Origin of the sequence: Segetibacter sp. 3557_3 (genome assembly GCF_004354985.1) — a bacterium.
Classification (GTDB): Bacteria; Bacteroidota; Bacteroidia; order Chitinophagales; family Chitinophagaceae; genus Segetibacter.
Genome location: NZ_SMSK01000006.1, coordinates 256,543 through 281,808, shown reverse-complemented (window position 1 = coordinate 281,808; position 25,266 = coordinate 256,543). Strand labels below are relative to the sequence as shown.

The 25,266-nt window shown below is 46.5% G+C and carries 24 protein-coding genes; 12 read left to right on the top strand and 12 right to left on the bottom strand.

All coding sequences use genetic code 11. From position 1 onward, the window contains the following. Positions 1-321: 321 nt before the first annotated feature. Positions 322-1,095 carry an OBAP family protein gene (locus tag EXU57_RS12255; RefSeq protein ID WP_133268497.1) on the top strand — a complete coding sequence of 258 codons (774 nt, stop codon included), beginning with the start codon at positions 322-324 and terminating at the stop codon, positions 1,093-1,095. A 153-nt stretch (positions 1,096-1,248) separates the two neighbouring features. After that, positions 1,249-2,889: a carbamoyl-phosphate synthase large subunit gene (carB, locus tag EXU57_RS12250; protein WP_133268496.1), complete on the top strand. Its 1,641-nt coding sequence runs from the start codon at positions 1,249-1,251 to the stop codon at positions 2,887-2,889. Positions 2,890-2,988: 99 nt separating this feature from the next. Here carB and EXU57_RS12245 read toward each other — a convergent pair whose 3' ends face one another. After that, the gene (locus tag EXU57_RS12245; RefSeq protein WP_133268495.1) at positions 2,989-3,240 is read right to left on the bottom strand and encodes a hypothetical protein; all 252 of its coding nucleotides are present in this window, start codon (positions 3,238-3,240) and stop codon (positions 2,989-2,991) included. A 167-nt stretch (positions 3,241-3,407) separates the two neighbouring features. Between EXU57_RS12245 and recO the strand changes: the two genes are divergently transcribed. Beyond that, positions 3,408-4,145 (top strand): DNA repair protein RecO, encoded by a 738-nt coding sequence (gene recO, locus EXU57_RS12240; RefSeq protein WP_133268494.1) that lies wholly within the window; start codon positions 3,408-3,410, stop codon positions 4,143-4,145. A gap of 151 nt (positions 4,146-4,296) precedes the next feature. Here the strand turns inward: recO and EXU57_RS12235 are convergent, their stop codons facing one another. Both EXU57_RS12235 and EXU57_RS12230 read right to left on the bottom strand, forming a co-directional pair. Then, positions 4,297-4,725, bottom strand: a complete 429-nt coding sequence (locus tag EXU57_RS12235; protein ID WP_133268493.1) for a DUF695 domain-containing protein — start codon at positions 4,723-4,725, stop codon at positions 4,297-4,299. 8 nt (positions 4,726-4,733) lie between these two features. Beyond that, positions 4,734-5,924 (bottom strand): amidohydrolase family protein, encoded by a 1,191-nt coding sequence (locus EXU57_RS12230; protein ID WP_133268492.1) that lies wholly within the window; start codon positions 5,922-5,924, stop codon positions 4,734-4,736. Positions 5,925-6,116: 192 nt separating this feature from the next. Between EXU57_RS12230 and prfA the strand changes: the two genes are divergently transcribed. Together prfA and EXU57_RS12220 are read left to right on the top strand one after the other, a co-directional pair. After that, on the top strand, positions 6,117-7,184 hold the full coding sequence (gene prfA, locus EXU57_RS12225) for a peptide chain release factor 1 (RefSeq protein ID WP_133268491.1): 1,068 nt from the start codon (positions 6,117-6,119) through the stop codon (positions 7,182-7,184). Between the two features lie 69 nt (positions 7,185-7,253). After that, positions 7,254-7,745 carry a DUF937 domain-containing protein gene (locus tag EXU57_RS12220; RefSeq protein WP_133268490.1) on the top strand — a complete coding sequence of 164 codons (492 nt, stop codon included), beginning with the start codon at positions 7,254-7,256 and terminating at the stop codon, positions 7,743-7,745. A 66-nt stretch (positions 7,746-7,811) separates the two neighbouring features. Here the strand turns inward: EXU57_RS12220 and serS are convergent, their stop codons facing one another. Beyond that, positions 7,812-9,086: a serine--tRNA ligase gene (gene serS, locus EXU57_RS12215; protein ID WP_133268489.1), complete on the bottom strand. Its 1,275-nt coding sequence runs from the start codon at positions 9,084-9,086 to the stop codon at positions 7,812-7,814. A 222-nt stretch (positions 9,087-9,308) separates the two neighbouring features. After that, the gene (locus tag EXU57_RS12210) at positions 9,309-9,713 is read right to left on the bottom strand and encodes a RidA family protein (protein ID WP_133268488.1); all 405 of its coding nucleotides are present in this window, start codon (positions 9,711-9,713) and stop codon (positions 9,309-9,311) included. A 74-nt stretch (positions 9,714-9,787) separates the two neighbouring features. On the opposite strand from EXU57_RS12210, the gene EXU57_RS12205 reads away from it, so the two are divergent. The 4 genes from EXU57_RS12205 to EXU57_RS12190 all read left to right on the top strand — a co-directional run bounded on the left by EXU57_RS12205 (position 9,788) and on the right by EXU57_RS12190 (position 13,069). Then, positions 9,788-10,399, top strand: coding sequence for a 3-hydroxyacyl-CoA dehydrogenase family protein (locus EXU57_RS12205; protein WP_133268487.1), 612 nt, complete (start codon positions 9,788-9,790; stop codon positions 10,397-10,399). A gap of 8 nt (positions 10,400-10,407) precedes the next feature. After that, positions 10,408-11,094, top strand: a complete 687-nt coding sequence (tsaB, locus tag EXU57_RS12200; RefSeq protein ID WP_133268486.1) for a tRNA (adenosine(37)-N6)-threonylcarbamoyltransferase complex dimerization subunit type 1 TsaB — start codon at positions 10,408-10,410, stop codon at positions 11,092-11,094. A 101-nt stretch (positions 11,095-11,195) separates the two neighbouring features. After that, the gene (locus EXU57_RS12195) at positions 11,196-11,537 is read left to right on the top strand and encodes an ArsR/SmtB family transcription factor (RefSeq protein ID WP_133268485.1); all 342 of its coding nucleotides are present in this window, start codon (positions 11,196-11,198) and stop codon (positions 11,535-11,537) included. A gap of 128 nt (positions 11,538-11,665) precedes the next feature. Continuing rightward, on the top strand, positions 11,666-13,069 hold the full coding sequence (locus EXU57_RS12190) for an MBL fold metallo-hydrolase (protein WP_133268484.1): 1,404 nt from the start codon (positions 11,666-11,668) through the stop codon (positions 13,067-13,069). Between the two features lie 76 nt (positions 13,070-13,145). On the opposite strand, the gene EXU57_RS12185 is transcribed toward EXU57_RS12190, so the two are convergent. Next, on the bottom strand, positions 13,146-14,018 hold the full coding sequence (locus EXU57_RS12185) for a lysophospholipid acyltransferase family protein (protein ID WP_133268483.1): 873 nt from the start codon (positions 14,016-14,018) through the stop codon (positions 13,146-13,148). Positions 14,019-14,132: 114 nt separating this feature from the next. Further along, entirely contained in the window at positions 14,133-15,728 is a 1,596-nt protein-coding gene (gene nadB / locus EXU57_RS12180) for an L-aspartate oxidase (RefSeq protein WP_133268482.1), read from the bottom strand. A 398-nt stretch (positions 15,729-16,126) separates the two neighbouring features. Between nadB and EXU57_RS12175 the strand changes: the two genes are divergently transcribed. Together EXU57_RS12175 and EXU57_RS12170 are read left to right on the top strand one after the other, a co-directional pair. Then, a complete protein-coding gene (locus EXU57_RS12175) occupies positions 16,127-16,393 on the top strand; it encodes a hypothetical protein (protein WP_133268481.1) in 267 nt (88 codons plus the stop codon). Between the two features lie 53 nt (positions 16,394-16,446). After that, entirely contained in the window at positions 16,447-18,297 is a 1,851-nt protein-coding gene (locus EXU57_RS12170) for a hypothetical protein (RefSeq protein ID WP_133268480.1), read from the top strand. A gap of 131 nt (positions 18,298-18,428) precedes the next feature. On the opposite strand, the gene ispG is transcribed toward EXU57_RS12170, so the two are convergent. The 5 genes from ispG to kbl form a co-directional block, all read right to left on the bottom strand. Next, positions 18,429-20,573 carry a (E)-4-hydroxy-3-methylbut-2-enyl-diphosphate synthase gene (gene ispG / locus EXU57_RS12165; RefSeq protein WP_207955470.1) on the bottom strand — a complete coding sequence of 715 codons (2,145 nt, stop codon included), beginning with the start codon at positions 20,571-20,573 and terminating at the stop codon, positions 18,429-18,431. A 257-nt stretch (positions 20,574-20,830) separates the two neighbouring features. Next, complete coding sequence (locus tag EXU57_RS12160) at positions 20,831-21,466, bottom strand: tetratricopeptide repeat protein (RefSeq protein WP_133268478.1); 636 nt, start codon at positions 21,464-21,466, stop codon at positions 20,831-20,833. Beyond that, positions 21,457-22,455, bottom strand: a complete 999-nt coding sequence (locus tag EXU57_RS12155) for a VWA domain-containing protein (protein ID WP_133268477.1) — start codon at positions 22,453-22,455, stop codon at positions 21,457-21,459. The genes EXU57_RS12160 and EXU57_RS12155 overlap by 10 nt, the downstream gene beginning before the upstream one ends. Before the next feature lie 106 nt (positions 22,456-22,561). Next, positions 22,562-23,383, bottom strand: coding sequence for a class D beta-lactamase (locus tag EXU57_RS12150; RefSeq protein ID WP_133268476.1), 822 nt, complete (start codon positions 23,381-23,383; stop codon positions 22,562-22,564). A gap of 267 nt (positions 23,384-23,650) precedes the next feature. Further along, a complete protein-coding gene (gene kbl, locus EXU57_RS12145) occupies positions 23,651-24,868 on the bottom strand; it encodes a glycine C-acetyltransferase (protein WP_133268475.1) in 1,218 nt (405 codons plus the stop codon). A 191-nt stretch (positions 24,869-25,059) separates the two neighbouring features. Between kbl and EXU57_RS12140 the strand changes: the two genes are divergently transcribed. Beyond that, positions 25,060-25,266, top strand: coding sequence for a hypothetical protein (locus EXU57_RS12140; protein WP_133268474.1), 207 nt, complete (start codon positions 25,060-25,062; stop codon positions 25,264-25,266).

The window sequence follows — 25,266 nt, the reverse complement described above, 5'->3', positions numbered from 1 at the left end:
TGGTTGGTTATCCACACAAAATTGTGGATTGTTAAAAGAAAAAAGTAGCAAAAAAGAAAATAGTAATAATAGTATTAATATGTCTGACGACATATCAATACAAATCTAAAGGACACAACGGCCGTCGCCATGGAAATATACTGTCGGCAGCAAAAAAAACGATAACACCAACAGGGATCTGGAGTGGGAAAAAAGCATCTGCAGCTTATACCTGCGGTACATATTGGCATTTCAATTTCTTGTAAAAAACACTTTAATCCTCGTAGTGGGGATTGACGGGATGGCCCTCTTTTTTAGTCTACCATGGTAAACCAATCGCTCATGAAACAGCAGCTCTTTTTGCTTACGCTTACTATAATTTTCACGGCCTGTGGCGGCAATAACACACCTTCTTATGTAGAAACACCGGGAGATGATAAATCGGGTAAAGACAAGATGTTGAACACCGGAGCTGATTTACTGCAGGATAAAACCCCGCTTAAAAAGTTCACCGCTTATCTTGATGGCTTTCACTTTTACAACGGTAACATCAATGCCCAAATGGAGGCACACCATTATGTAAACCAGCTGAGTGAAGATGTATACCAGGCAATCATTTTTGATGGCAATGGTGAAAGTGCAAAACTGATGGGGGTGGAATACATTATTACACCAAAGCTTTTTGCAGGGCTGTCGGAAGAAGAAAAGAAGCTGTGGCACTCACATCATTTTGAGGTTAAGTCGGGAACCCTGATTGCACCCGGCATTCCAAAAGTGGCGGAACACGAACTCATGGAAAAGTTGGTGACGACATATGGCAAAACGATCCACACCTGGCATACCGACCAGCAAAGGTCGCTGCCAATAGGCTCGCCTATGATCATGATGGGATCAACAAAAGATGGCCAGATTAAACCTGCACTTATAGCAGAGCGGGACAAGCGCTTTAAGGTTTCAACGGCCGAAAAGCGGAAGGAACGCGAAGACATTCCGATGCCGGCTGTTGACCCCCTGGCAAATGCCTGGGAGAAGGGCGAGTTGCGCCAATTTGTGGTTACCAATAAACCCGATAGCGCTATGCACAAACATATGGGCAGCCCGCCAAAAAAAGACTAGCAGGGTTGATAACGACTATGCGTAGGTGTGGCAATCCCGGGTTTTAAACGCAAAGGTATCCTGTTCAGGTTGCGGCATACCACGTTGTCTGAGCCAAAAAAAGGGCGCCAAATTCTGTAGTCCGCGTACATTTGCGAAAATCTTCAAAGACTAATGCCGAAAGACAATTCGATCAAATCCGTTCTGATTATCGGGTCCGGGCCCATCATCATTGGCCAGGCTTGTGAATTTGATTATTCCGGATCACAGGCTGCGCGCAGCCTTCGTGAAGAAGGAATAGAAGTGATCCTGATTAATAGCAATCCTGCCACCATTATGACTGACCCCATGATGGCCGATAAGGTGTACCTGTTACCGCTTAATGTAGACAGCATTGAAAAGATCCTTGAAGAAAATAATATTGATGCGGTATTGCCCACCATGGGTGGACAAACTGCTTTAAACCTTTGTAAAGAAGCTGATGAACTGGGTATTTGGGAAAAATACAACTGCAGGCTGATTGGCGTTGACGTAGCGGCAATTGATACCGCCGAGGATCGTGAGAAGTTCAGGCAACTTATGGTTCGCATTGGGATCAAAGTTGCTCCCAGCCGGGTTGCCAACAGCTTTCTTGAGGGTAAGGAATTTGCCCAGGAAATTGGCTTTCCACTGGTAATTCGCCCATCGTTTACGCTTGGCGGAACAGGCGGCGGTTTTGTACACAGCAAGGACCAGTTGGATGAGGCACTCGATCGCGGGCTTACTGCCTCACCCATGCATGAAGTTTTGGTGGAGAAGGCGGTATTAGGATGGAAAGAATATGAGCTTGAACTACTGCGCGATCAAAACGACAACGTTGTTATTATTTGTACCGTAGAGAACCTCGACCCGATGGGTATCCATACCGGGGATAGCATTACTGTTGCCCCTGCGATGACGCTTAGCGATACTGCTTTCCAGGATATGCGTAATAAGGCTATACTTATGATGCGCAGCCTGGGCAACTTCTCCGGTGGTTGTAACGTGCAGTTTGCCATGAACCCCGAAACAGAAGACCTGATAGCGGTCGAGATAAACCCAAGGGTGAGCCGTTCATCGGCGCTAGCAAGTAAGGCAACGGGTTATCCTATCGCAAAAGTTGCGGCCAAACTCGCAATTGGTTATTCGCTCGACGAGCTTAAAAATCAAATCACGCAAACCACATCGGCGTATTTCGAACCTGCGCTTGACTATGTGATTGTAAAGGTGCCGCGTTGGAACTTCGATAAATTTAAAGGCGCAAACGACACACTTGGATTACAAATGAAGAGTGTTGGAGAGGTAATGGCAATTGGCAGAAGTTTTACCGAAGCCATACAGAAGGCTTGCCAGAGCCTGGAGAATGAAGCCGTGGGACTAGGTTATTATGGCAAAAGCCTGATGAAAACCGACGAGTTGGTTGAATACATCAAGACACCTAAATGGGATCGGATTTTTAGAATAAAAGACGCCCTGATGCAGGGTGTTACCGTTAAAACCATTTCGCAGGCCACCGGTATCGATCGCTGGTTCCTCTACCAGATCCAAAAGATCTGCGATATTGAAAAAGACATCAATACTTACACCATTGAAACCTTACCTGCCGACTTGCTAAAGGAAGCAAAGAAAAATGGCTTTGGCGACGAGCAGATTGCACGCATAATGCGGAACTGTACACAGGACCAGGTTTATGAAAAGCGCAAGGCTCTTGGAATTGTGCGGTCATACAAGATGGTAGATACCTGTAGCGCGGAGTTCGAGGCAAAAACCCCCTACTTCTACAGCACTTTCGAATAAATATTATTGTAAATCTATACAAGGGCCGCAGACATCTGACGGCCCTTTTGCTTGCAATAAGGTTACTCCATCATTGCGTATACACCTGTCAACCAGGCTTTACACTTCCCAAATAATCTGCGGCTTGTTTAAGTAATTTGGATCAAGGTTACAGTTGGCAAGCCGGTGCATCGCATTATCAAAAACAAGAATACAGGCGCGTTCGCCCTCGTACCACGCGGAAAGGTAATCCGGAACAATAAACTGTTCAAGGCTTTCTACCAGGCTGTCTGCTGTAGGTTTATGCCTTTTAAATGGGGCCAGGAGCTTTGCAAAGTGGCCAGTTGCATTCCTGAAGATACCGGTTAGCATGATGGTTTATTTAGGTGCAAAGTGCAACGGATTCCTGGTTGAACATTACGTATAATTACGGGTTATTATCTCTAACGCATTAATCCTGTTAGGCAACCGTACGACTGGCTTTTACCGGCACGGCTACCTGGCAGCTTTAGTGATACATTTGCTGTTGCTACTTTCACATGACGCATAAAACCCGGGGCATTATATTAAGAACGATTCGCTATGGAGATACCAGCGTTATCGCTACCGCGTATACGGAGCTGTTTGGCATTCAAACCTATATTGTAAAAGGCATCCGGCAACAAACGAAGAAGGCATCTTCAAAAGCCATATACTTTCAGCCTGCAGCCATACTTGAGATGGTGGTGTACAGGAATGAATTTAAAAACCTGAATTTTATTAAAGAATACCAGTGGGGCTACCTATACGAAAACGTGTTGTTCGACGTGGTTAAGAATACTGTTGCTATGTACATCGTTGAAATGATGCAGCATTGTCTTAAACAGCCGGAAGCAAACCCCGACATGTTTTACCTCGTGCAGGATACACTGGTTCAACTGGATAAGGGAAACCAGGCATTTACAGGAATGCTTCCCTTGTATTTCACCCTCCATCTCGGCGGCGAACTTGGCTTTCGCATCCAAGGTGAATATAGTGCCCAAACTCCTGTAGCCGATCTGATGGAGGGACAGTTTATCAGCGAAAAACCCGAGCACCCGTATTATCTCGACGGAAAGGCGGCGATGATCACTTCTCAACTACTTAACCTCAATTTCTACAACGATCTTGAGCAGTTTCAAATCACCCGGCAAATCAAGCGCGAACTTATGGTTGCCTACCAGAACTATATTGCCCTGCACGTCCAGGATTTTGGGGTCATCAAAAGCCTCCCTATCCTGCAGGAAATTCTTGGCTAAATTTTTTTGGTGACCAGCGGATGTTCTTTGATCAGCATCGTTGCCACGCTCGCTTGTACGGCAGTGCTTCTCGCAGCAGTTCGCCTAAGCCTGCAAGAGCGTCATTAACCGGGAATGGACTGGCACTGTTGTAAACGGAAGATTACTCATACTATCGACTGCTGCTGGGCAAAACCGTTTTATATTGTTTCCATTCGGCATCTTCCGAGGCAAATATTTCTACCGGTAACTCCGGTGTCGACTGCAGAACAGCGTTGATGCGTTTTGCGGTTTCTTCAAGATTAGAGGAGTACCAATAAAGCACCTTTTGATTGTTGCCCAGGTATACCATCGTCAACATCGCCTGCTCATCTTTCTCCAAAACACCCAGCAAATCCTGTTCTGCCTCTTCCATCTGCAGCATCTGCGCAGCCTGTGGCATCATGGTTTCATCCACCGCGGTATACTTCCAAACAATGTCGAAGCGGTGATTATACCTTTTGGCATTAATAAACGATTGCATAGTTTCCCGTATCCTGATCAGGTAAGGATGCCCATTGATCAAACCTTCCATTCCAAGCCAGCTTTCACCTGTTTCCATAACTAAATTTAAAGCATTCGTTTAACAGCAGTTGTTGTTGTTAGTTCATTTCGATCCACATTGGTAATCTGCAGAATGCCGGGCCGCTTTCCTGTTTCAAAACTTCCCAATACATCCGACATTCCCAGGGCACGGGCACCATTTTCAGTTGCCCACCCAAGCATTTCTTCCAGCGGAATATGGGGGAAGGATGTCTGCAAACTCTTCAGTTCGTCGAGCATGCTCAGGCTCCAATTGCTTGCAAGGCTATCGGTTCCTACAACAACCTGCGCACCCTGCGACCTTAGTGCGTCAACAGGAGGTATCTTTTCTTCGATGTACTTGTTGGCGTTGATACATAGACACCAATATAAGTCCTGTTGTTGGCTTCGGGCATGATCCATGGCAAAAACAACATCGGCTTCCGAAGTAAAAGTATTGTGTACCAGCAAAAGCGTTGCCGCGTCCCTAAGCTTTGGCAGGTAGGATTGCAGGCTTGTTTTACCCGTTGGCTTATGAAAGCTGTTGTCGATTTTCATCAGGTTGTACATGCGAAGAAAATCACCCGTTCCTTCCTGGAAAAAGGCGTTTTCTCCACTGGTCTCCTGGTTGTGTATGGTAACAGTTTTGCTGGCGAAATAGGGGGTTATTGCATGCCAGAGTGCATCGGAAACTGAGTACGGTGCATGTGGAACAATGGAGCTTCTGCTTAGTTGCAGGTTTGCCCTGGTAAATGCCTTCAGGTTATCGAGTGCCCTGTGGAAGCGCGTGTCTGCAACCGTGGGTAACCAGCCACTTGCCTCAATAAAGTTGTAGTAGCGTATTCGTTGTTGGGTTTTCTGCCCAATCGTAAGTACATTATTACAGATGTCTCCTACGGCTACAATGCCGGAAGCGATCATTTCATCTTCAGCTTTGCCGATTGCCTCCAGTATCTCTCCATCAGGAAAATGGCGTTGGGTAACCACTTTAAAAACAAAATCAACAAGCCCGGTATGCGCTGGTATAAGGCCACGCATATGGCTCAACTCAAGGTGGCAATGGCAATTAACAAAGCCGGGGCAGAGTATGCCGTTTAAGCTTTCCACGTTGTCACCTGCATCCGGGTATGGTACAATTTCTACAATGGTACCGGATTCATCAGCAATCAGCACCTGTTGGTCACCCAGCAATTTTGAACCCGTAAACAGCTGGTCGGCAAGCCACTTTCTTAACGCCATAGTCCTCAAAAGTATGAAAGCAAAGCTTATACAATGGTGTGGGAAACACTTAACTTTGCCGCCGTTCTTTAAATGCCCGCACTGTTAAACACTCCTGTAAACCGGTCATTAACCAGGCCCTGGTTTTGGTGGATACGATCTGTACCAGTGGTTGCTGCAGGCACTTAAAAGCAGCTCAAAAAACATTGAATTGTGATAGACAAACTCGAAAATATAAAAGGCCGGTTCGAACAGGTCGGACTTGCGCTTACGAATCCTGAGATCATCGGCAACCAACAGGAATTTCAAAAGCTCAGTAAGGAATACCGGAGCCTTGAGAACATTGTTAAGCCTTTCGAGGAGTACAAGAGAGTGCTTTCGGATTATGAGTTTGGCAGGGAAGCACTAAACAGCAACGATGAAGATATGCGGGAACTGGCAAAAATGGAACTGCCGGAACTCGAAGCAAAGAAAGAGCGGCTCGAAAAGGAACTTACGAAATTGCTCATCCCCAAAGATCCGCAGGACGATAAAAATGCAATCGTTGAAATCAGGGCGGGAACCGGCGGCGACGAAGCAAGCCTTTTTGCGGGCGACCTGTTGAACATGTACCTGCGCTATTGCAGTAAACGAGGCTGGAAAACGGCAGTAGTTAGCGAAAACGAAGGTACTGTAGGTGGTTATAAGGAGGTGATTGTCGAGGTGCAGGGAGATGATGTTTACGGAACCCTCAAATTTGAAAGTGGTGTTCATCGGGTGCAACGTGTACCCAACACGGAAACACAGGGAAGGGTACATACCTCTGCGGCAACTGTAGCAGTTATGCCGGAAGCGGAAGAGATCGATTTTCACCTGAACGAAAGTGATGTAAAGATGGAAACTGCGCGCAGTGGCGGTGCGGGCGGGCAAAACGTAAACAAGGTTGAAACAAAAGTATTACTTACCCATATTCCTACCGGTACCGTTGTGGTTTGCCAAACAGAGCGCAGCCAGTTGGGCAACCGCGAAAAAGCGATGAACATGCTACGTTCAAGGCTTTATGAGGAACAGGTAAGAAAGCAGGAAGATGAGATCAGCCGTCACCGGAAAACGCTCGTGAGCACTGGTGACAGGAGCGCCAAGATCAGAACGTACAACTGGCCACAGGGCAGGGTTACCGACCATCGGATCGGGCTGACTTCCTATAACCTTGATGCGGTTGTAAATGGAGAGATCGATGAATTTATCGAACAGCTGCAAATGGCTGAAAACGCGGAGAAAATGGCAAACCAGGTTAGCTAAAATTGGCAATTGTTATAAAAGGCGTCTATCTTACATCGGCTTTGTTTTATCCATTTTCAAACTACAATCATGTTAGACAAACTAAAAGACCTGGTTAAGCATTATGCGGGTGAACCCATAATCAATAACTCCGATATACCCAACGAGAGAAATGAAGAAGTTGTTGAAGAAGCTTCCAGTTCGATATTCAAAGGACTGAAAGATGCGGTATCTGGTGGCAACGTATCTGATCTTACCGACTTGCTTAAAGGGGGCGACCAGGATATCAGTCAGGCTCCGCTCACCCAAAATATCCAGGGTGGTTTTATTGAAAGCCTGACCAAAAAATTTGGTCTCGACCACGGTAAAGCAAGCCAGATCGCAGCCAGCCTGATCCCGGTAGTAATGAAAAAATTTGCCAGCCGCACCAACGATCCGGCCGACAATCATTTTGACCTAACCAAGATGATCACCGGGTTTACCGGTGGAGAAAGTGCAACAGGTCCGGTAAACACTAATTTCAAGCAGGACGACACTTCTGAGGATGGACTAATTGACAAAGTAAAAGGACTGTTCAAATAAGACACTTAAACGTATAAAAAAGCCCTGGTTTTTGAACCGGGGCTTTTCTATTATGGGGGAAACCAATTAGAGGGTTATCATATCCGTGCCGAAGTAAGGTTGTAATATTTTGGGCAGCACAATGCCGTTTGCACCCTGGTTATTTTCCAGCATGCTGGCTACTATCCTGGGCAAGGCGAGTGAACTTCCGTTCAGGCTGTGGGTAAGTTGAGTTTTCCCGTCTTTATCCCTGTACCGGCATTTCAGCCGGTTGGTTTGAAAACTTTCGAAGTTTGACACGCTGCTTACTTCCAGCCAACGCGCCTGAGCGGCACTATATACCTCGAAATCGTAAGTTAAGGCACTGGTGAACCCCATATCACCGCCGCATAACCTCAAGATACGATAAGGAAGCTCAAGACTTTGCAAGAGCCGCTCAATATGGGCGACCATCTCCTCTATAACCTCGTAGCTCTTCTCCGGATGTACGATCTGTATAATTTCTACTTTTTCAAATTGGTGAAGCCGGTTCAGCCCACGAACATCTTTTCCATAGCTACCTGCTTCACGCCTGAAGCAAGGTGAATATGCCGTCATCTTAATGGGTAACTCATCTTCCTTTAAGATCGTGTCGCGGTATACGTTTGTCACCGGCACTTCAGCCGTCGGGATCATGTAAAATCCATCTTCTGTTACATGGTACATCTGCCCCTCTTTATCGGGCAACTGTCCCGTACCATATGCACTGTCGGCATTTACCATGAATGGCGGCAGGTATTCCAGGTATCCTGCTGCGGTATTATAATCTAAGAAATATTGAACAAGCGCCCTCTGAAGTCGCGCACCTTTACCGGTATAAACCGGGAAGCCGCTCCCCGTGATCTTTGTGCCAAGTTCAAAATCGATCAATTTGTACTTGTTTGTAAGCTCCCAATGTGGTACAGCCTCAGTGGTAAGGGCAGGTTTTTCGCCACCCTCTCTTACTACCTCATTGTCTTCCGGTGTTTTTCCTTTTGGAACAGTTGACGCCGGTAGGTTTGGTAAGAGCACCAGCTTATCGCGAAGCACCTTCTCGATATCCGATGCTTTTTCTTTTAAGGGCTCAACGGCCAGTTTTAGGGTTGCCACCTCCATTTTCAACTTCTCGGCACCTTCCTTATTGCCACTCTTCATCAGGTTGCCGATTTCCTTGGAGGCGCTGTTTATTTTAGCCTGGGTATTGTCTGACTCGTTTTGGATGCGTTTTCTTTCATCATCCAATAACAGTACTTCGTCAACAAGACCTGCCTCGGCAAAGTTCTTTACTGCCAAACGTTCTAACACGAGTTCGCGATTCTGCCTGATATAATTCACCTGTAACATGATCTGCGTATTTCGGCAAAGATAGCCGTTGAAGAGGTAGGCTATCCGGCCCTCAAGCTTTATAAAAAGAATGCTGTAGCAGCAGCCTGGGTCAACTCAAGCGGTTGAAACCACCAATGTCTGCAAATGCATGCATGGCCACTGAACAGCGTATTATTCTATTGTTTGTTCCTGTGATTTAGAGTTGCGGGGGAACACCACTTTTTGTCGGTTTACTTTGCGTTATGTGCCTGGCGAGACGACGGGATCCAAAACAGCGATCATACTTATTTCTACGTTGACCCCTTTTGGTAATCCTTTAACCGCAACCGTTTCCCTTGCGGGTGGGTGCGACTTGAAATGTTTTCCATAAACCTCGTTTACGGCAGTAAAGAGACTCATGTCAGTGAGAAAAATAGTGGTTTTTACCACATGTGAAAAGTCCATTCCACCTGCAAGCAGGATAGCAGAAAGATTCTTCATTACCTGAGCAGTTTCCGAGCTTACATCTCCTTCAATCAGTTGGTTGGTAGCAGGATCAAGAGCGATCTGGCCGCTGATAAAAAGCATATTTCCTGAGCGAATGGCCTGGCTATATGGCCCGATTGGTTCGGGGGCATCGAGGGTTATAATGGATTCTTTATTCATGTTTGTCGTTGAAAAACAAAATACATACAATTTCCCTCAACCAACAAACCTAATTTTGCCGCCAAATCCAGCTCATGCATGTAGTGGTAATAGCCGATGCTCTCAGCAAGAAAGAATTTGAAGCCAAGCCTTCGAACGCCCATGCAATTGATTACCGCGAGCGGCTTTCCGACGTTCCCCAAAATGCAGATGCGGTATTTATCCTTCTTCCGGAAAGTAAAACAAGTCAGGGTGTTCCTTCGTTTAGTAGCGGCACTACGGTATTTATAAATGCGGTTACGGGTACGCTGGATCACTATAAAGATCAATTTGTTCGCATAAACGCCTGGCCAGGCTTTCTTGGGCGGGACGTGTTAGAAGTAGCAGCACCCGCAGAAAAGGTAGGGCAAGCCGAGGCGGTCTTAACTGCTTTAGGTTGGAACTTTGTTGTAGTGCCCGATACACCAGGAATGATTGCTGCCCGGATAGTCGCATCAGTAATCAACGAGGCCTATTTTGCATTGGGTGAAGAGGTTAGCAGCAGGGAGGAAATTGACCAGGCTATGCGCCTTGGAACCAATTACCCGTTTGGTCCTTTCGAATGGGCTCGGAAAATAGGGCTTATCAACATTTATAATCTTTTACAGGTACTTGCGTCCGATAATCCTGCATACGAACCTGCTCCGGCTCTAATTAAAGAAATTTAAACTATAACGTGTCACTTTTGTTAAACATAGATACAGCCACCAGCTATGCGTCGGTGTGTATCTCCCGGAATGGGGAGTCGCTCGCTTTCGCTGCAAACCAGATCCAACGCGAACATGCGTCGTTTGTGCATGTGGCCATTAGCGATTTGTTGAAAACTGCCGGAATAACAATTACAGACGTGGACGCAGTTGCGGTTACATCAGGGCCGGGTAGTTATACGGGTCTGCGTGTGGGAATGAGCGCCGCTAAGGGTTTTTGTTTCGCATTGAACAAACCGTTAGTTTGTGTGAATACCCTGGAGGTAATGGCAAAGGCAGCGATAAATGCTTTCGCCATCGACACTGAAGATCATGATTTTATGTATTGCCCCATGATAGATGCAAGGCGTATGGAAGTTTTTACCGCCATATATAATAAAAATTTAGCGGTCATTTTGCAACCTTGCGCATTATTATTGAGTCAAATATCGTTTAATAACATATTACCTCGCAAGTCAGTATTGTGCACCGGCGATGGGGCAAATAAGTTTAAGAGTCTTAATCCGGATAAAAGATATGTGTTTAGAGAGGTGCAACACTCAGCGGCAGACCTGGCTAATCTGGCACATAGCTTATTTGAAAAAGGACAATTTTCTGATGCTGTATATGCCGCCCCGCAGTACTATAAGGAATTTTTCAGCACGGCTAAAGGGTAGCTTCAAAATAGTTAAGAAAATTTAATTATTTAATCATCTATTAGGTTATTACCACATGCGTTTTTATATTTACTTAATTAAGATATTAAACCCAATCTCCAATGATAACATCTTCCCAGGGAATTACCATCACTGATACATCTGAGAGTATTTCCATTCAACTCGATTTTTTACACCTCAAGAAAGCTTCGCTGATACTCAGGGCGCTCAATCATAAACTTCGTCAGCAGATGATCAAACTGCTTGATGAAAGTAAACGAATGACCGTTACGGAAATTTATGTAAAGCTTCGCCTTGAGCAATCCGTCGCTTCTCAACACCTGGCCATCCTTCGCCGGGCAGGCATTGTTAGTACACAACGAGATGGCAAGTTTATATACTATGGCGTAAATTACTCGCGTGTTGCTGAGGTTAATAAATTCGTTGAGGACCTTGTAGGATAAAGTTTAATCTTCAAATAGATAAGGATGTCTGCTCAACAGGCATCCTTTTTTATTTTCTCCCGTTTAACGGTCAATTTTACCTTTTGCTTACCGCTTGCTCATTGTATTTTTGTGTAAATTATCGCGGTATGTTCATCAAACAACTTTACACGAATTGCCTTAGTGAGTCAGCATATTATATTGAAAGTGAAGGTGAGGCAGCAGTGATTGATCCCTTACGTGATATTGATGCATATATCCAGCTTGCGAATGAACGTAAGGCCACCATCCGGTTTATCTTCGAAACCCACTTTCATGCAGATTTTGTAAGCGGTCACCTTGACCTTGCGAAAGCTACCGGTGCGCCAATCGTTTATGGTCCCGATACAAAAACTACGTTCCCCGTGCACGTAGCCACTGATGGTGAACAATTTTCCATTGGCAAGTTAAACATTACCGTACTTCATACCCCCGGCCATACCATTGAAAGTACCTGTTACCTGCTTAAAAATGAACAAGGAGCGGATTATGCCGTATTTACAGGCGATACCTTGTTTGTTGGCGATGTCGGTAGGCCCGACCTGAGTAGCGGCGACCTGTTAAAGGAGGAGCTTGCCAGTATGATGTACGATAGCCTGCAACAGAAAATACTTCCGCTGGCTGACAACGTTATTGTTTACCCGGCTCATGGCCCGGGCAGCAGTTGTGGCAAAAACCTTGGCAGCGAAACGTATAGCACGATAGGTGAACAAAAGTTAACGAATTATGCCCTTCTGGCTGAGTCGAGAGAGTCGTTTATAAAAGCGGTTACCGAAGGCCTGGAAGATGCTCCCGCCTATTTTCAAAAGAACGCAGCAATTAATATGCAGGGCTACGACAGTCTTGACAACATACTTGAAAAAGGGTTGACCCCCCTGCCGGTTGCAGATTTCAAACGCATGATCGGCGGTGAAGCAACCGCTTTGGATACGAGAAACGCCGTGATATTTAGCCAGGGATTTGTTCCGGGCAGCATCAGCATAGGTCTGGAAGGCAGGTTTGCTGAATGGGCCGGTAGCCTTTTGCCGTTTGATGAGCCTCTAATCTTAGTTACTGAACCAGGCAAAGAGCGGGAAACTATTGTTCGTCTTGCAAGAGTTGGGATCTCCAATATTCACGGGTACCTGGAGGGAGGATTTGAAGCATGGGTAAACGCAGGAGAAACAATCGACATCATCATCGACGTTGAAGCCGACGAACTCGCAATGGATATACCTTTTGATCCCAACCTGGTGGTGATGGATGTTCGAAAAGAAGTTGAATTTGCGGATGGTCATGTGAAAGGCGCCGTTAATCTACCACTGGCCGACTTAAAAGATCCGGCGAGTATGGCCAACATAAATGATAACGACAACCTTTATGTGCACTGCGGAGGTGGTTACCGGAGCGTAATCGCCATCTCGCTGTTGAAAAGACAAGGAATTCATAACCTCAGAAATGTTCTGGGAGGATGGAGCAAGATAAAAGATGAGGAACGGATTGAAACGGAAAAGGATGCCTCCGTATTGAATTAGGTGTTTCTTGTGCGTTTAACAGTTTCCCCCGAGCACCCAAGAGTAGCAGCACTCGCATCCCTTTTCAAAATGAACATCAGTCGATAACGAGCTTCCGGTAAGCTTCTTTAAAGGGGTGTTTCCATCGGCGATGGCTCCATAAATAGTTAGCAGGTTTTTTCCGGATGCTTTCTTCGAGCTTTCGAACAAACTCCTTTGTAAGCTCGCCCCGGCCATATTGCTGTGGTTCTGTTGTCAACAGGCTGAAGTCAGCATGATAATACCCTCTTTTTACTTTATAGTAGTGCACCCAAACAACAGCGGTATTGTTGATCCTTGCACTTTTTTCAGGTCCCGCGACAAATGGAGTAAGTTTCCCGAAGAAATGCAGCCAAAGTCCTCCGTCCGGCGATCCCGGTGTTTGATCGGCGGCTAACCCGAGTGCGTACCTGCCTTTTGCATAGGTGTGGAAGGTTGTTTTAAACTCTCCGGCCGAAATCATGATGGTGTTGTATTTACGGCGCATCTCGAAAATGATCTTGTTTACGGCTTTATTGCTGACCGGCATATACACGCCCAGAAACGGGAACCTGGTGTATTTTGGGATCGCCCAATTGAAGTACTCAATATTGAAGAAATGACCGGAGTGGAGCTGAACATTTTGCCCGGTTTCATATATGCGATCCAGAAGGTCAAAGTTTCCGCTTACACGGTTTGAAAAATCTTTGTCAGATAGGGATAGGAACTTGATGATTTCAAAAAACGTATCAATGAAGTTGTGGTAAAAGTCTTTCGCTATCCTCGTGCGTTCCCGTTCGGTCTTTTCGGGAAAAGCAATTGCAAGGTTGCTCATAACGACTTTTCTGCGATAGCCAAGAACGTAATATATGAAGCCATATAGGCCATCGCTGAAAAAGTAAAGCACTCTCCAGGGTAGTAATGAAAGCAGGTAAAGAAAGTAATAAAGCATCTACGCAAAAAAGTTTGGCTGTAAGGTCTTTCGAATGTGGCGGATGCATTCAGCGTTCTGTGAACCGGATGTCTTCAAAAGCTCCCGATAAAAACAGGTGAACCCATCTTTAATCTATAAGATGATATTCTCAACCAACTCGCTTTTATTTGGATGATCCGTATTGTAGTGCAAACCCCTGCTTTCTTTCCTGAAATCTGCCCCTTTTACGATAAGGTAACCCACGCTTATCAGGTTCCTTAGTTCCAACAGGTAGGACGAAACCGTGGTGGTACGGTAAAGTTCTTCCGTTTCGTTAAAAAGCAGATCAAGGCGTTTCATGGCCCGTTCGAGCCGTACATCTGTTCTTACGATCCCCACGTAATCGCTCATCACTTGTTGTAGCTCCTTAAGGCTCTGTGTAATTAAGATCAGTTCCTTTGGATCGTTTGTGCCAACGTCGTTCCAGTCAGGTATACCTTCACGATAGGACAATTCGGGCACCTTCTCAACACTATCCAGGTAGCAACGATGGCCAAATACCATAGCCTCCAGCAGGCTGTTGCTTGCGAGCCGGTTGGCACCATGCAGGCCGGTACTGGCGCACTCTCCGCAGGCATATAAATTCCTGATTGAAGTTCTGCCCATGTCATCCGTTTTTATACCGCCGCAACTATAGTGGGCCGCTGGTGCAACCGGAATCATATGCTTCATTACATCGATGCCGATGCTCAGGCATTTAGCATAGATATTTGGAAAATGGTGTACAAACTTTTCCTTGTCCATATGCCGGCAGTCGAGGAAAACGTGTTCTGTACCATTTCGCTTCATCTCACTGTCGATTGCGCGGGCAACAATGTCGCGTGGTGCAAGATCCTTTCTTGGATCATAACGCTCCATGAACGCTTCGCCCTGGCGGTTTCGAAGTATTCCGCCATCGCCCCGCACCGCCTCGGTGATCAGGAAAGACGGCGATACCCCAGGCTCAAAAAGCGCGGTTGGATGAAACTGGATAAATTCCATGTTTTCTATACGGCCCTTTGCCCGGTATACCATGGCTACCCCATCGCCGGTAGCGATCGTAGGATTCGTAGTTGTGCGGTAAACCTGGCCATTACCTCCCGTTGCCAGCACGGTGACTTTCGAAATAATTTTTTCGATTTCATTTGTCTGCAGGTTGAGCACATAAACCCCGTAACATTCTATATCTGGTGTGGCTTTGGTAACAAGATACCCAAGGTGGTGTTGGGTGATAATATCGACCACGAACCAGTGATTGATGAGTTCTATGTTGTGCATACTCTGGATCTTCTGCAATAGCGCCCTTTCCATCTCCTTACCCGTAACATCTTTATGGTGTAGTATGCGATTAACGCTGTGCCCACCTTCCTTACCCAGCGAATAGTCACCATCCGGATCTTTGTCGAACTGAGCGCCCCATTCAATAATCTCCCGGATACGCTGAGGTCCTTCTTTAACCACAATTTCAACGGTGCGAAGGTTGCAAAGTCCGTCACCAGCAATCATGGTATCTTCTATATGCTTATTAAAACTGTCTGTCAGGTCATCCCAAACACCTGCTATGCCACCTTGTGCATACTTAGTATTGGTTTCATCAGACTGTGCTTTTGTTATAATGGTGACTTTATGCGCAGGCATTGACTCGGCAACTTTTAACGCATAAGTTAAGCCGGCTATGCCTGAGCCAATTACTAAGAAGTCGGTGTGCATCGTTACTGCTTGTTTTAATTACAACCTTGCTGGTATAGCTGTAAAGATATTCCTAGTTTTTACACGGCCTTGCAATATGTTACCTGCCTGAACAGTGGCTCATTAGTAATCCTGGAGAGAAAGGTATTCATATCCACTCCTTACGGCCACACTATCATCCTGGTATACACTGCGAATACGTATAACTACCTACGGGATTGCGTATCCCTACGCTTTACATCCACTGTAAGCGGGTGCTAGTTTTACAAGGCTACCAACAGCTAAAATGCCTTCTCTGCATCGGTTATAAACCCGGGTATGCCGGTGCAAACCAGCTGGGGGTAGCAGCGCATTATGGTGCTGGCGCGCACTACAACGCCGGCACGATCCACCCCTTTTTAATCCTAAAACTTATTACAATGAAGGAAATAGACGAGCTGAGCATCCCGCTCACGTTTGAAAAGCAACTCAATTCAAATGTTAATCTAACCGCCTGGCTTTTCGACCAGGACGGGCAGTTGATCCAACAATCTCCCGTTAATGAAAACCGGGCAGAGTTTAAAGGGCTGAATAAACGTAGTCCTGAGAAACTGCGATTATTGATTACTCCCGACGTTTCAGATGAAAGGCTGGAAGTACGCTCGCTTAAAGACCTGGAACGACGAAGCCCTACGAGCCGGTGCTGAAGTTTGAACAAAATCGACTTGTTCTGTTACCCATTCCAGCTAACCTCATTGATTTGTGGCAAATCAGGTTTTGCAGGGTTATCGGTAAAGTAAAAAAAGACTTTAATATCGATGGTCAGCTCGTTGTTAAGCCGTTGTGCAAAGCCCGGGTTCATATTTGCGAGGTAGATAAGGTCCTTTTCTGGCTTGACAAGATTCCGGATAATATTATCCTGCGCATACCCGATCTTATCCTGGAACCGGTAAGGGTACGACCCTTTCCCATACCACCGGATCCTGGTCCCTTCTTCAGACCCGGGCTGAACCCGATCCTGCCAGATACTCATGTACTGGCGCGAAAACTTAAGTCCCCGGCGAACGTAAGAGTCGGCAATCCGACATCGCTTAACAAGGCAATGCCCGCAATCGACCCTCAGATTAAACAACAACTGCAAACCCGTAACAGTAGCGTAATAAAGACTACGATTGCCAAAAACATCCAGTTGTTTCATCCATTCTTTTGCAATTATCCCTGGATATGGCCATGGCTATATCGTTGCGATGAGATAAAAACGGTTTATACAGACAATAACGGCCGTTTTGATACTCCCATTATCTATTGGGCAAACGGTGATAAACCAGATATCTATTTCTGGGTTGAATACCTGATTGACGGTACCTGGGCTACAATTTATAAACCCCCGATCCCTTGTTTCACTTATTGGGATTATGCATGTGGTAGCGAAATCACAATTAAAGTAACTGATCCGAGGGTGCGTGCGGGCTGCAATGAAACGATAACCGGAGAGCAGGTTTGGGTTCGTTCTATTGGAAATGTATCGCTCCGTAACATCCGCCAGGACGATGCTGATCTTTCGCCCATACAAGGAATGCCCTGGCACCGCATAGGACTCAGCAAACAGCCGGTGCACGATCTTTCGATTACCGACAACGTATCGCCGTTTGCAACCGGTTTACACTTTATCATAAAGTTCGGCAGTGGATTGCCAAATAACGGTGCACGATACTTCAGGTGGAAGGCAATCAAAATTGCTAACCCTGATCTGACTCCTTTTTTTGGTGGTACCACCCGTTACCTGAACGACGCTATTGCTAAACCTTATTATGTAGAATACCTGGATGTTTTTGGCAATCCTCAAACCACAACGAAGTTCCATACCCTTGGCCCTGTTCCCGGAACGAGTGGACTGTTCCTGATACCGCCGGCAACGCCTTTAGGTTTCCTGGGCGAAACTGATGACAGTGCTGTTTGGCAAACGGCCGATACCATCAGCGCAGCCTTTGACAGCAACGGGCTCTTTGGCGATGGTCTGTACCAATTTACCCTTGAGTTGTTTGATCAACACCAGAATAAGATTTTTCGCGAGCCAACAATCTACAAAGTGTCCCAGATCAACAATTCCGGCGCAACGGAAAATGCTACCCCGGAGTTCATTACCTGGGATATGATTAATGGCACAAATGACTTTAAGATGGTTGTTCGTGTTGATAATACCCCTGCTGAAGGTGCAATACACGACGTGCAGGTAGGCTCAAATTTCTCAGGTGCCTGTGGATTCATAAAGTACACTAATGCAAATGCCCAACAGGTGAAACTTAGCTTCCAGGCGCATCACGACAACCACTTCGCAGCTTTTAACTTTGTAACCATAAAGGGTAACAATTTTGAAAGTTGTCCTGGAGACACCGGGGGTTTTGTATTCTCTGCTACGCCCGGGTACAGCCGCACCGGGCAGGGTGAATTTGTATCAACACCTTTGTTAACCCCGGCAGCTTTGATGGGAACCTGTACGAAAAGCGCTTTTTCAGAAGGACTCTATGTAACTGCTTTACACAACAATGGGTATCACCGGATTGCTGCTTTTGATGTGTCGGATACAAACGCCTTTGCACTGGAACCGTAAAAAATGGCTCAATAAAAAGCCCTGCGGTTCAACCGCAGGGCTTTTTGTTACCTCCTAATCGGTGCAGGCGCCGGTTGCGGCGGATGAACCGTTTGGAGGGCTCGTTAGGAGAATTAACGGCACAACGTTCTTCACCCGAGTGCCATTACTTCCTGTTCGTTTGCAACCATGAAAGGTTCTACCCAGGCGTTGCTCTCTTTTAACAAGAGGATGAGTTCAGCGACTGCGATATCGCTGTCGATATTTCTCTTCACTACCTCTTTTCCCCGGTAAAGCGTAATCTTTCCAACACCACTTCCAACATAACCGAAATCAGCATCGGCCATTTCCCCAGGACCGTTTACGATACAGCCCATAATCGCGATCTTAACGCCTTTTAAATGGTTGGTTACCGACCTGATTTTGGCGGTTGTCTCTTGTAAATCAAAGAGGGTACGCCCACATGATGGACAGGAGATGTACTCCGTTTTGGATATGCGCGTGCGGGAAGCTTGCAGAATGGTGAAAGCGGTATTATTGATGAATTGTTCCGTTGATTTATTATCGCTGTATGTACGACCCGTAGCATTGGTGTTGGCGCTCTTATAAGCATCCGCGGTCATGCCCAGGCAAATTCCGTCGCCCATGCCATCGAGCAATAAGGCGCCGCATTCCGTAGCATAGTGTATCAGGTGTTCATCTGCGGTTTGCCAGTAGCTATCGCATATAATAATTGCAGGGTTTGCAATATTTCGAAGCATAAGCTCCATAAACATCCGCCGGACTGCGGTCATTGCATGTTTCTGCCTGCTGCTTAAACAGAGTACTACAGTGGGGTCGTTAGCCAGTTCATCCAAATATGTGAAATCGTTGATGGTCGTATCGTCGCTGAAGCAGTCGACCATAACAAAGTTTAGTACGGCACTTTTCAGTTCTGCCTGCACGAATCCTGCATCATCAAAAATAGGGTAGTAGGTAACTCCCGGGTCGTTTACGTTGCTGGTGCCGGTAAGGGCCTGCTGCCATGTAGCCGGATATACGATAACCCGCAGTGTGCCAGGTAGAGCAAAATTGATCAGCTGGTTACCCGTAAAAACATAATCAGCAGCGGCATCGCCTATGGCCCATTTATCGGTTGAAGCGTTGTAGGTGTAGCCGATACTGCTGAGGTGTTCCGGCCTGATTTCTCCAAGCTTACTCAGGTCAGCAATAACCACGGGTACGTGTTTACCACCGATGTTTCCAACTTCAATGGAAGACCTTCTTCGATACTCAAACGGTGAGTAGGGTACATCTTTGATGGCCGGAATGGGTGCTGCATCCAGCCGGACCGGCCCGCTGGTAACAGCAGTAGTCCCATTAGCTCTTGTTGTGTCCGCGCCGGCAGGTTGATGCTGCCAGGCAGATTGCTGTTGTGGCTCATACCGCTTCACAAGATCGCGGCATACCGGTATTTCAAATTCAGGATCTTCGGTAAGCGAGACCCGGATGGTATCACCAATACCGTCTTCGAGTAAGGTGCCGATGCCGGCTGCACTTTTTACACGCCCGTCTTCACCATCACCAGCTTCTGTAACACCAAGGTGCAGCGGGTAACATTCACTGAACTCCAGCTGCATTTGTTGAATGAGCAACCGGTAAGCCTGAACCATAACCTGTGGATTGCTGCTCTTCATGCTTAAAATAACATTGTGGTAATGCTCAGCACGCGCTATTCGTAAAAACTCCATTGCGCTTTCCACCATACCCATTGCCGTATCGCCATAACGGCTCATGATGCGGTCGCTAAGGCTGCCATGGTTGGTGCCGATCCGCATAGCGGTGCCATATTCCCGGCAGATTTTTACGAGCGGGGTAAAACGCTCCCTGATGCGGTCAATTTCTTCGTTGTATTCCGGGTCGGTGTATTCGAAAACTTCAAACTTCTTTTTATCGACATAGTTGCCGGGGTTTACCCTTACTTTCTCTACTATTCTTGCCGCAATCTCGGCAGCATTCGGGGTAAAGTGGATATCGGCAATCAGTGGGGTATTATAGCCACGTCTCCTGAGTTCGTCGCGAATGTTTTTCAGGTTTTCGGCCTCCTTTTTACTCGGTGCCGTTATTCTAACCAATTCTGCTCCTGCCTGGATACACCGGATCGATTGTTCCACCGTTGCCAGAGTATCCATGGTGTCAGTGGTTGTCATGGTTTGCAAGCGTATCGGGTTGAAGTTGCCAAGGCGTAGATCGCCAATGGTCACCTCCCTTGTTGGCAGGCGGCTGTATTCGTTGAGTGCGTTACAATAAAGCTGCATAATGTTATCTGGCTAAATGCCGGTTTGAGGCAAAATTAAAGTATTGGCAGCAGTAGTGAACCACGCATTGCGATTGCTATAAGACGGGGTGGATGCCGGGAAGGGATAAATTGTTTAAAGGCAGGCGGATAGACGTGGATACCCCGCTGGAGGTTTTGTGTATGGGTATTGCGGCGGAGTAGGAACAAATAGCCGCAGCTAAAGCTCATCTATGGTTAGCTGTCGATTGCCCCAAAGCATTCGCAGGGGCTTGTTGTTTACCAGTCTTTTTCGGGCTGCCCGCTACCCCTTACCTTGTCTTTCTGCTGTGACTGGATCTTTTTTTCTTCCTGTCGTACTGCGTTAAGCATTTGCTCCGCCTGTTTTTGGTTCAGCTTGCTCTTATTCTTTGGCTGTTCTTTTGGCTGGTTATCCTGTTTTTTATCCTTGTTCTTATCTTGCTTCGGCTGGGGCGGAGGCTGCTGTTGTCTCATTTCATTTAATGCCTTCTGGAGGTTCTCCCTTGCCTGCTCGTCGAGCGGGTTTTGCCTTAAGGACTCTTTATAGGCCTGGATGCTCTCCGCTATTTTATTCTCCCGGCTGAATACTACACCTTTGTTGTAAGCAGAGCTGGCTTTTATGTTTTTGTCGCCTGTTTCCGCGGCCGCCTCAAAAGCTTTTTGCGCCTCCTCGGGCTTGCGGCTTTTATACAGGGTGTTGCCAAGATTGTACTGGGCCTCGGCGTTTTTGCCGTTTTTTTCGATTGCTTTTTTGTACTCCGCTGCCGCGTTTTCGTAATCCTGCTTTTTATACAGCTGGTTCCCTTTTACAACATATCGCCGATCGTCCTGGGCCTGGCACAGGCACACATAACAAATACAGGTTATCGTAAGCGCCACCTTCATTATATCCATTTCATTTTTCGTTCAGGAATGATGATTTCTACCAAAAGCAAAAAAAGTGCTGCAAAAAGAAACCACTGAAAAAAAGGTGTGTAATCGCGATGCTGACCGCCACCAATGTGCTTTTTCTCCATTTGATTGATAGCAGACGCAAGGTTATTTGCTACCTCGTCGGCATTGTTGAAAAGCTGGTAACTGCCGCCGGTTTGCGTTGCAATATCCTGCAATACTTTTTCATTCAGTTTAGAGATTACCACATTGCCGCTAACATCTTTTTTAAAATCATTTGATCCCGGATCATACAGGGGGGCACCTTCAGGCGAGCCTATGCCGATGGTGTAAATGACAATGCCGTTTTCTTTCATCAGGTTGATCACCTCGGTTGCTTTTTCATCATGATCTTCACCATCGGAAATCAGCAGCACTGCTTTATATTTTTTTTCTTTCGTATCAAGCGAGGCATCACATATGCGAAGGGCATCAGACAGCTTTGTACCTTGTAAGGGCACAAGGGCAGGCGATAGATTGGAAATATACATCTTAGCGGCCGACAGGTCGGGTGTAAGCGGCATTTGCAGGTAAGCGTGCCCTGCAAAAACCACCAGGCCTAACCTGTTGTCCCCGAGTTTTTCGATGATCTTGTTCAATACCTGTTTTGCGCGCTCAAGCCTGTTGGGCTTAACATCCTGCGCAAGCATGCTATTGCTTACATCAACTGCCACCATCAGATCGATACCTCTGCGGGAACCTTCGTTTGCAGGTTGCGGCGAGCGCAGGTTTGCAGCAGCGATAATGCAAAGCAAAATGGCGGCTGTTCTCGCATAAAACTTCAGCGAGAAATGCCTGGGCGAGTAATTGCGGGTAAGCTGTTTAACCAGGTCCTCGTCGCCTATACGGTTGCGCATTTTATTCTTCCAGCGGAGTACATAAAAGAATAACAGGCATAGCGGCACAAGCAGGAAAAGGCCAAATAGTATTTCGGGATGTTGGAAGTTTGACAAGATGTTCAATTAAAAATCAGGTGGTGTGTACCCATTGTACAATCCTGCGGGTAACATCCGTTTTTTGGATAAAAATAGCCGATGATATGTAAAACAAAGGTGAAGGTTACTTTTTGCCTTTGCGAAACCCAAGTTGGTCAAGCGCTCCATTTAGCACGTTCAACCGCACCTTTACCATATCCGTGTCTGCTGGTCCCTCAACGTTAAGGGCAAAAAAGTAGGGATGTTGATTTTCGATGATCCACCCAATGACCCATCCAAGCGCGTTTCCGTTTTCGGTTTTACCCCAACCTGTTTTGTAGCTGATGGAGTAGTTGGCGTTTTTCTCCTGTTGCATAACATCTTTAACAATGCGCATGGTTCTTTTTTGAAAAGGCAGTTGGTCGAAGTACAACTTTTTAACGAGCCCGAGCTGTTCATCGGCGGTAACCTTTACCGAGTTATCCAGCCAGAAAGTATCGATTGTGTTTATAACAGCCTTGTTATAGCGTGAGCCGTATCCAAGGGTGTCGAGCCAGCGCTGCATGGTATCCTTCCCGATCCGGCGGGCTACTTCCTGGTAATACGGCACAGCGGAAACTTTAAACGCTTCTGTCATATCCAGGTTTTTGTTCCATTCGGGTATCTGGCGGGTTTTTCCATCCCAGGGAATGATCATTTTTTCATCAACGATCTTCCCGGATTCTATCCCGATTAACGAGTTCACAATTTTGAAAGTAGAGGCGGGTAAATAAGCGCTGTCTTTAAACCGGCTGAGATCGTGAACGATAAAAGAGCCCTGGCCGTTATCATAGATTCCGAAGGTTCCTTTCACCCCGTTAGCTTCGAAAATCTTTTCCAGCCTGTCGTCTACCTCCACATTATTTGGACTACAAGCCGCAAAAGCCAAAACCATCAGCAGAAAACAATACGAAAAACAACGGAGCATAAAAAGAATTTTAGGCTGCAAAGGTATATGAGATGATGGCACAAGAGCCACATCTACAGCATTCAAGCAAACGGAATTAACAGTAGCAATTGGCTACTGCAAAAGAGATTTTTGGGATCGGCAGTGAATCCCGGTGCAGCTCCGGTTGCCCGCCCGGATGAACCGGTTCGGACGGGTTGTCACTCACTTGTACCGTATCAATTCCCTTCAGCTGAATGTACAGCCACAGAAAACGAAATTCTAAAAAAAGGGTCATCACGCACAGCGTTACCCGTGGCTTTCGGCCAGCTTGCCCGTTTCTTTTAAAACGCCCAGCTGTTTGCCAACCCGGGTAAATGCCGCAATTGCAGCATCGAGGTGCTCTTGCTGGTGGGCTGCACTCAGTTGTACCCTGATCCGTGCTTTGCCGTTTGGAACAACGGGGTAAAAGAAGCCAATAACATAAATGCCTTCCTTCAATAGCCGTGAAGCAAATTCTTGTGCGATAGGAGCTTCATACAACATAATAGGCACAATGGGGTGGTCACCCGGCTTAATGTCGAAACCTGCTTCGGTCATCCTCGACCTGAAGTAGCGGGTGTTGTGCTCGAGCCTGTCGCGGAGTTCGGTTGTTTCGGTTAACATATCCAACACGGCGATAGACCCGCCAACGATGCTGGGCGCCAGTGTATTGCTAAAAAGGTAGGGTCGGCTGCGTTGACGAAGCATCTGGATTATTTCTTTCCGGCCACTGGTAAATCCACCCGATGCTCCACCGAGTGCCTTGCCGAGGGTTCCGGTAATTATATCCACCTTTCCCACAACTCCCCGGTATTCATGGGTACCACGGCCGTTTTTGCCAAGGAAGCCACTTGAATGACTTTCGTCAGTCATCACAATGGCATCATACTTTTCCGCGAGCTCGCAAATTTTATCAAGTTGCGAAATGGTGCCGTCCATGCTAAACGATCCGTCTGTTACGATAATCCGGTTACGCGAGGTTTGGGCACTAACCAGCTTATCTTCAAGATCGTTCATGTCGTTGTGCTCGTACCTGAACCTTTTTGCTTTGCAGAGCCGTATGCCGTCGATAATTGATGCATGGTTAAGTGCATCACTAATGATGGCGTCTTCATCACCAAACAGGGGTTCAAACAAGCCGCCATTGGCATCGAATGCAGCCGCGTATAGAATGGTATCTTCCGTTCCCAGGAAAGCGGAAAGTTTCTCTTCAAGTTGTTTATGTATGTCTTGCGTTCCGCAAATGAACCTGACACTGCTCATACCGTATCCATGCGCATCGATTGTGTCGTGTGCGGCCTGGATCACCCGCGGATGAGACGATAGACCCAGGTAGTTATTTGCACAAAAGTTTAGCACCTTTTGCCCGTTTACTTCGATCACCGCACCCTGCTCACTGGTAATGATGCGTTCTTTTTTAAACAAACCGGCGCTGTCAATCTCCTGGAGTTCGTTTGCTATCCTGCTCACAAATTTTTCATTCATATCACCCAATTTAGGTTTTAAAGTTAGGAATGTTCCCCGGTCGCCCCAATCAAAAAAATAATACCGTTCCGTTGCAGCGATTTGTCTTTTTTACGTTCTATAGCAGGGAAGGTTCGTTGTATCGGAAAATAGGTTCGTTAAAGTGTAACATTTCGTTGACTGGATCGTACTAATTGTATAAATCATTGGTTATGGAACTCGGAAAAATAAACAGGTTGGCGGTAATGATTTTCGTAGTCACCGGCACGCTAGTGTTTGTGTATGCGGCAAAAACCAAAACCGACATCAGCCTCAAGCGCTACTACCAACCAGGTGCAACTTACCACCACCGTTCTTCCACCGACTTTATCTTTATTGAGGCGATCGCAAGCAGGTTGCTAACCTCCGCCCGTAAATAG

Bases quoted from the DNA above. Each gene is read 5' to 3' on its own strand.
- EXU57_RS12255 (WP_133268497.1), top strand. From the start codon at position 322: ATGAAACAGCAGCTCTTTTTGCTTACGCTTACTATAATTTTCACGGCC.
- carB (WP_133268496.1), top strand. From the start codon at position 1,249: ATGCCGAAAGACAATTCGATCAAATCCGTTCTGATTATCGGGTCCGGG.
- EXU57_RS12245 (WP_133268495.1), bottom strand. From the start codon at position 3,240: ATGCTAACCGGTATCTTCAGGAATGCAACTGGCCACTTTGCAAAGCTC.
- recO (WP_133268494.1), top strand. From the start codon at position 3,408: ATGACGCATAAAACCCGGGGCATTATATTAAGAACGATTCGCTATGGA.
- EXU57_RS12235 (WP_133268493.1), bottom strand. From the start codon at position 4,725: ATGGAAACAGGTGAAAGCTGGCTTGGAATGGAAGGTTTGATCAATGGG.
- EXU57_RS12230 (WP_133268492.1), bottom strand. From the start codon at position 5,924: ATGGCGTTAAGAAAGTGGCTTGCCGACCAGCTGTTTACGGGTTCAAAA.
- EXU57_RS12220 (WP_133268490.1), top strand. From the start codon at position 7,254: ATGTTAGACAAACTAAAAGACCTGGTTAAGCATTATGCGGGTGAACCC.
- serS (WP_133268489.1), bottom strand. From the start codon at position 9,086: ATGTTACAGGTGAATTATATCAGGCAGAATCGCGAACTCGTGTTAGAA.
- EXU57_RS12210 (WP_133268488.1), bottom strand. From the start codon at position 9,713: ATGAATAAAGAATCCATTATAACCCTCGATGCCCCCGAACCAATCGGG.
- EXU57_RS12205 (WP_133268487.1), top strand. From the start codon at position 9,788: ATGCATGTAGTGGTAATAGCCGATGCTCTCAGCAAGAAAGAATTTGAA.
- EXU57_RS12195 (WP_133268485.1), top strand. From the start codon at position 11,196: ATGATAACATCTTCCCAGGGAATTACCATCACTGATACATCTGAGAGT.
- EXU57_RS12190 (WP_133268484.1), top strand. From the start codon at position 11,666: ATGTTCATCAAACAACTTTACACGAATTGCCTTAGTGAGTCAGCATAT.
- EXU57_RS12185 (WP_133268483.1), bottom strand. From the start codon at position 14,018: ATGCTTTATTACTTTCTTTACCTGCTTTCATTACTACCCTGGAGAGTG.
- nadB (WP_133268482.1), bottom strand. From the start codon at position 15,728: ATGCACACCGACTTCTTAGTAATTGGCTCAGGCATAGCCGGCTTAACT.
- EXU57_RS12175 (WP_133268481.1), top strand. From the start codon at position 16,127: ATGAAGGAAATAGACGAGCTGAGCATCCCGCTCACGTTTGAAAAGCAA.
- ispG (WP_207955470.1), bottom strand. From the start codon at position 20,573: ATGCAGCTTTATTGTAACGCACTCAACGAATACAGCCGCCTGCCAACA.
- EXU57_RS12160 (WP_133268478.1), bottom strand. From the start codon at position 21,466: ATGGATATAATGAAGGTGGCGCTTACGATAACCTGTATTTGTTATGTG.
- EXU57_RS12150 (WP_133268476.1), bottom strand. From the start codon at position 23,383: ATGCTCCGTTGTTTTTCGTATTGTTTTCTGCTGATGGTTTTGGCTTTT.
- kbl (WP_133268475.1), bottom strand. From the start codon at position 24,868: ATGAATGAAAAATTTGTGAGCAGGATAGCAAACGAACTCCAGGAGATT.
- EXU57_RS12140 (WP_133268474.1), top strand. From the start codon at position 25,060: ATGGAACTCGGAAAAATAAACAGGTTGGCGGTAATGATTTTCGTAGTC.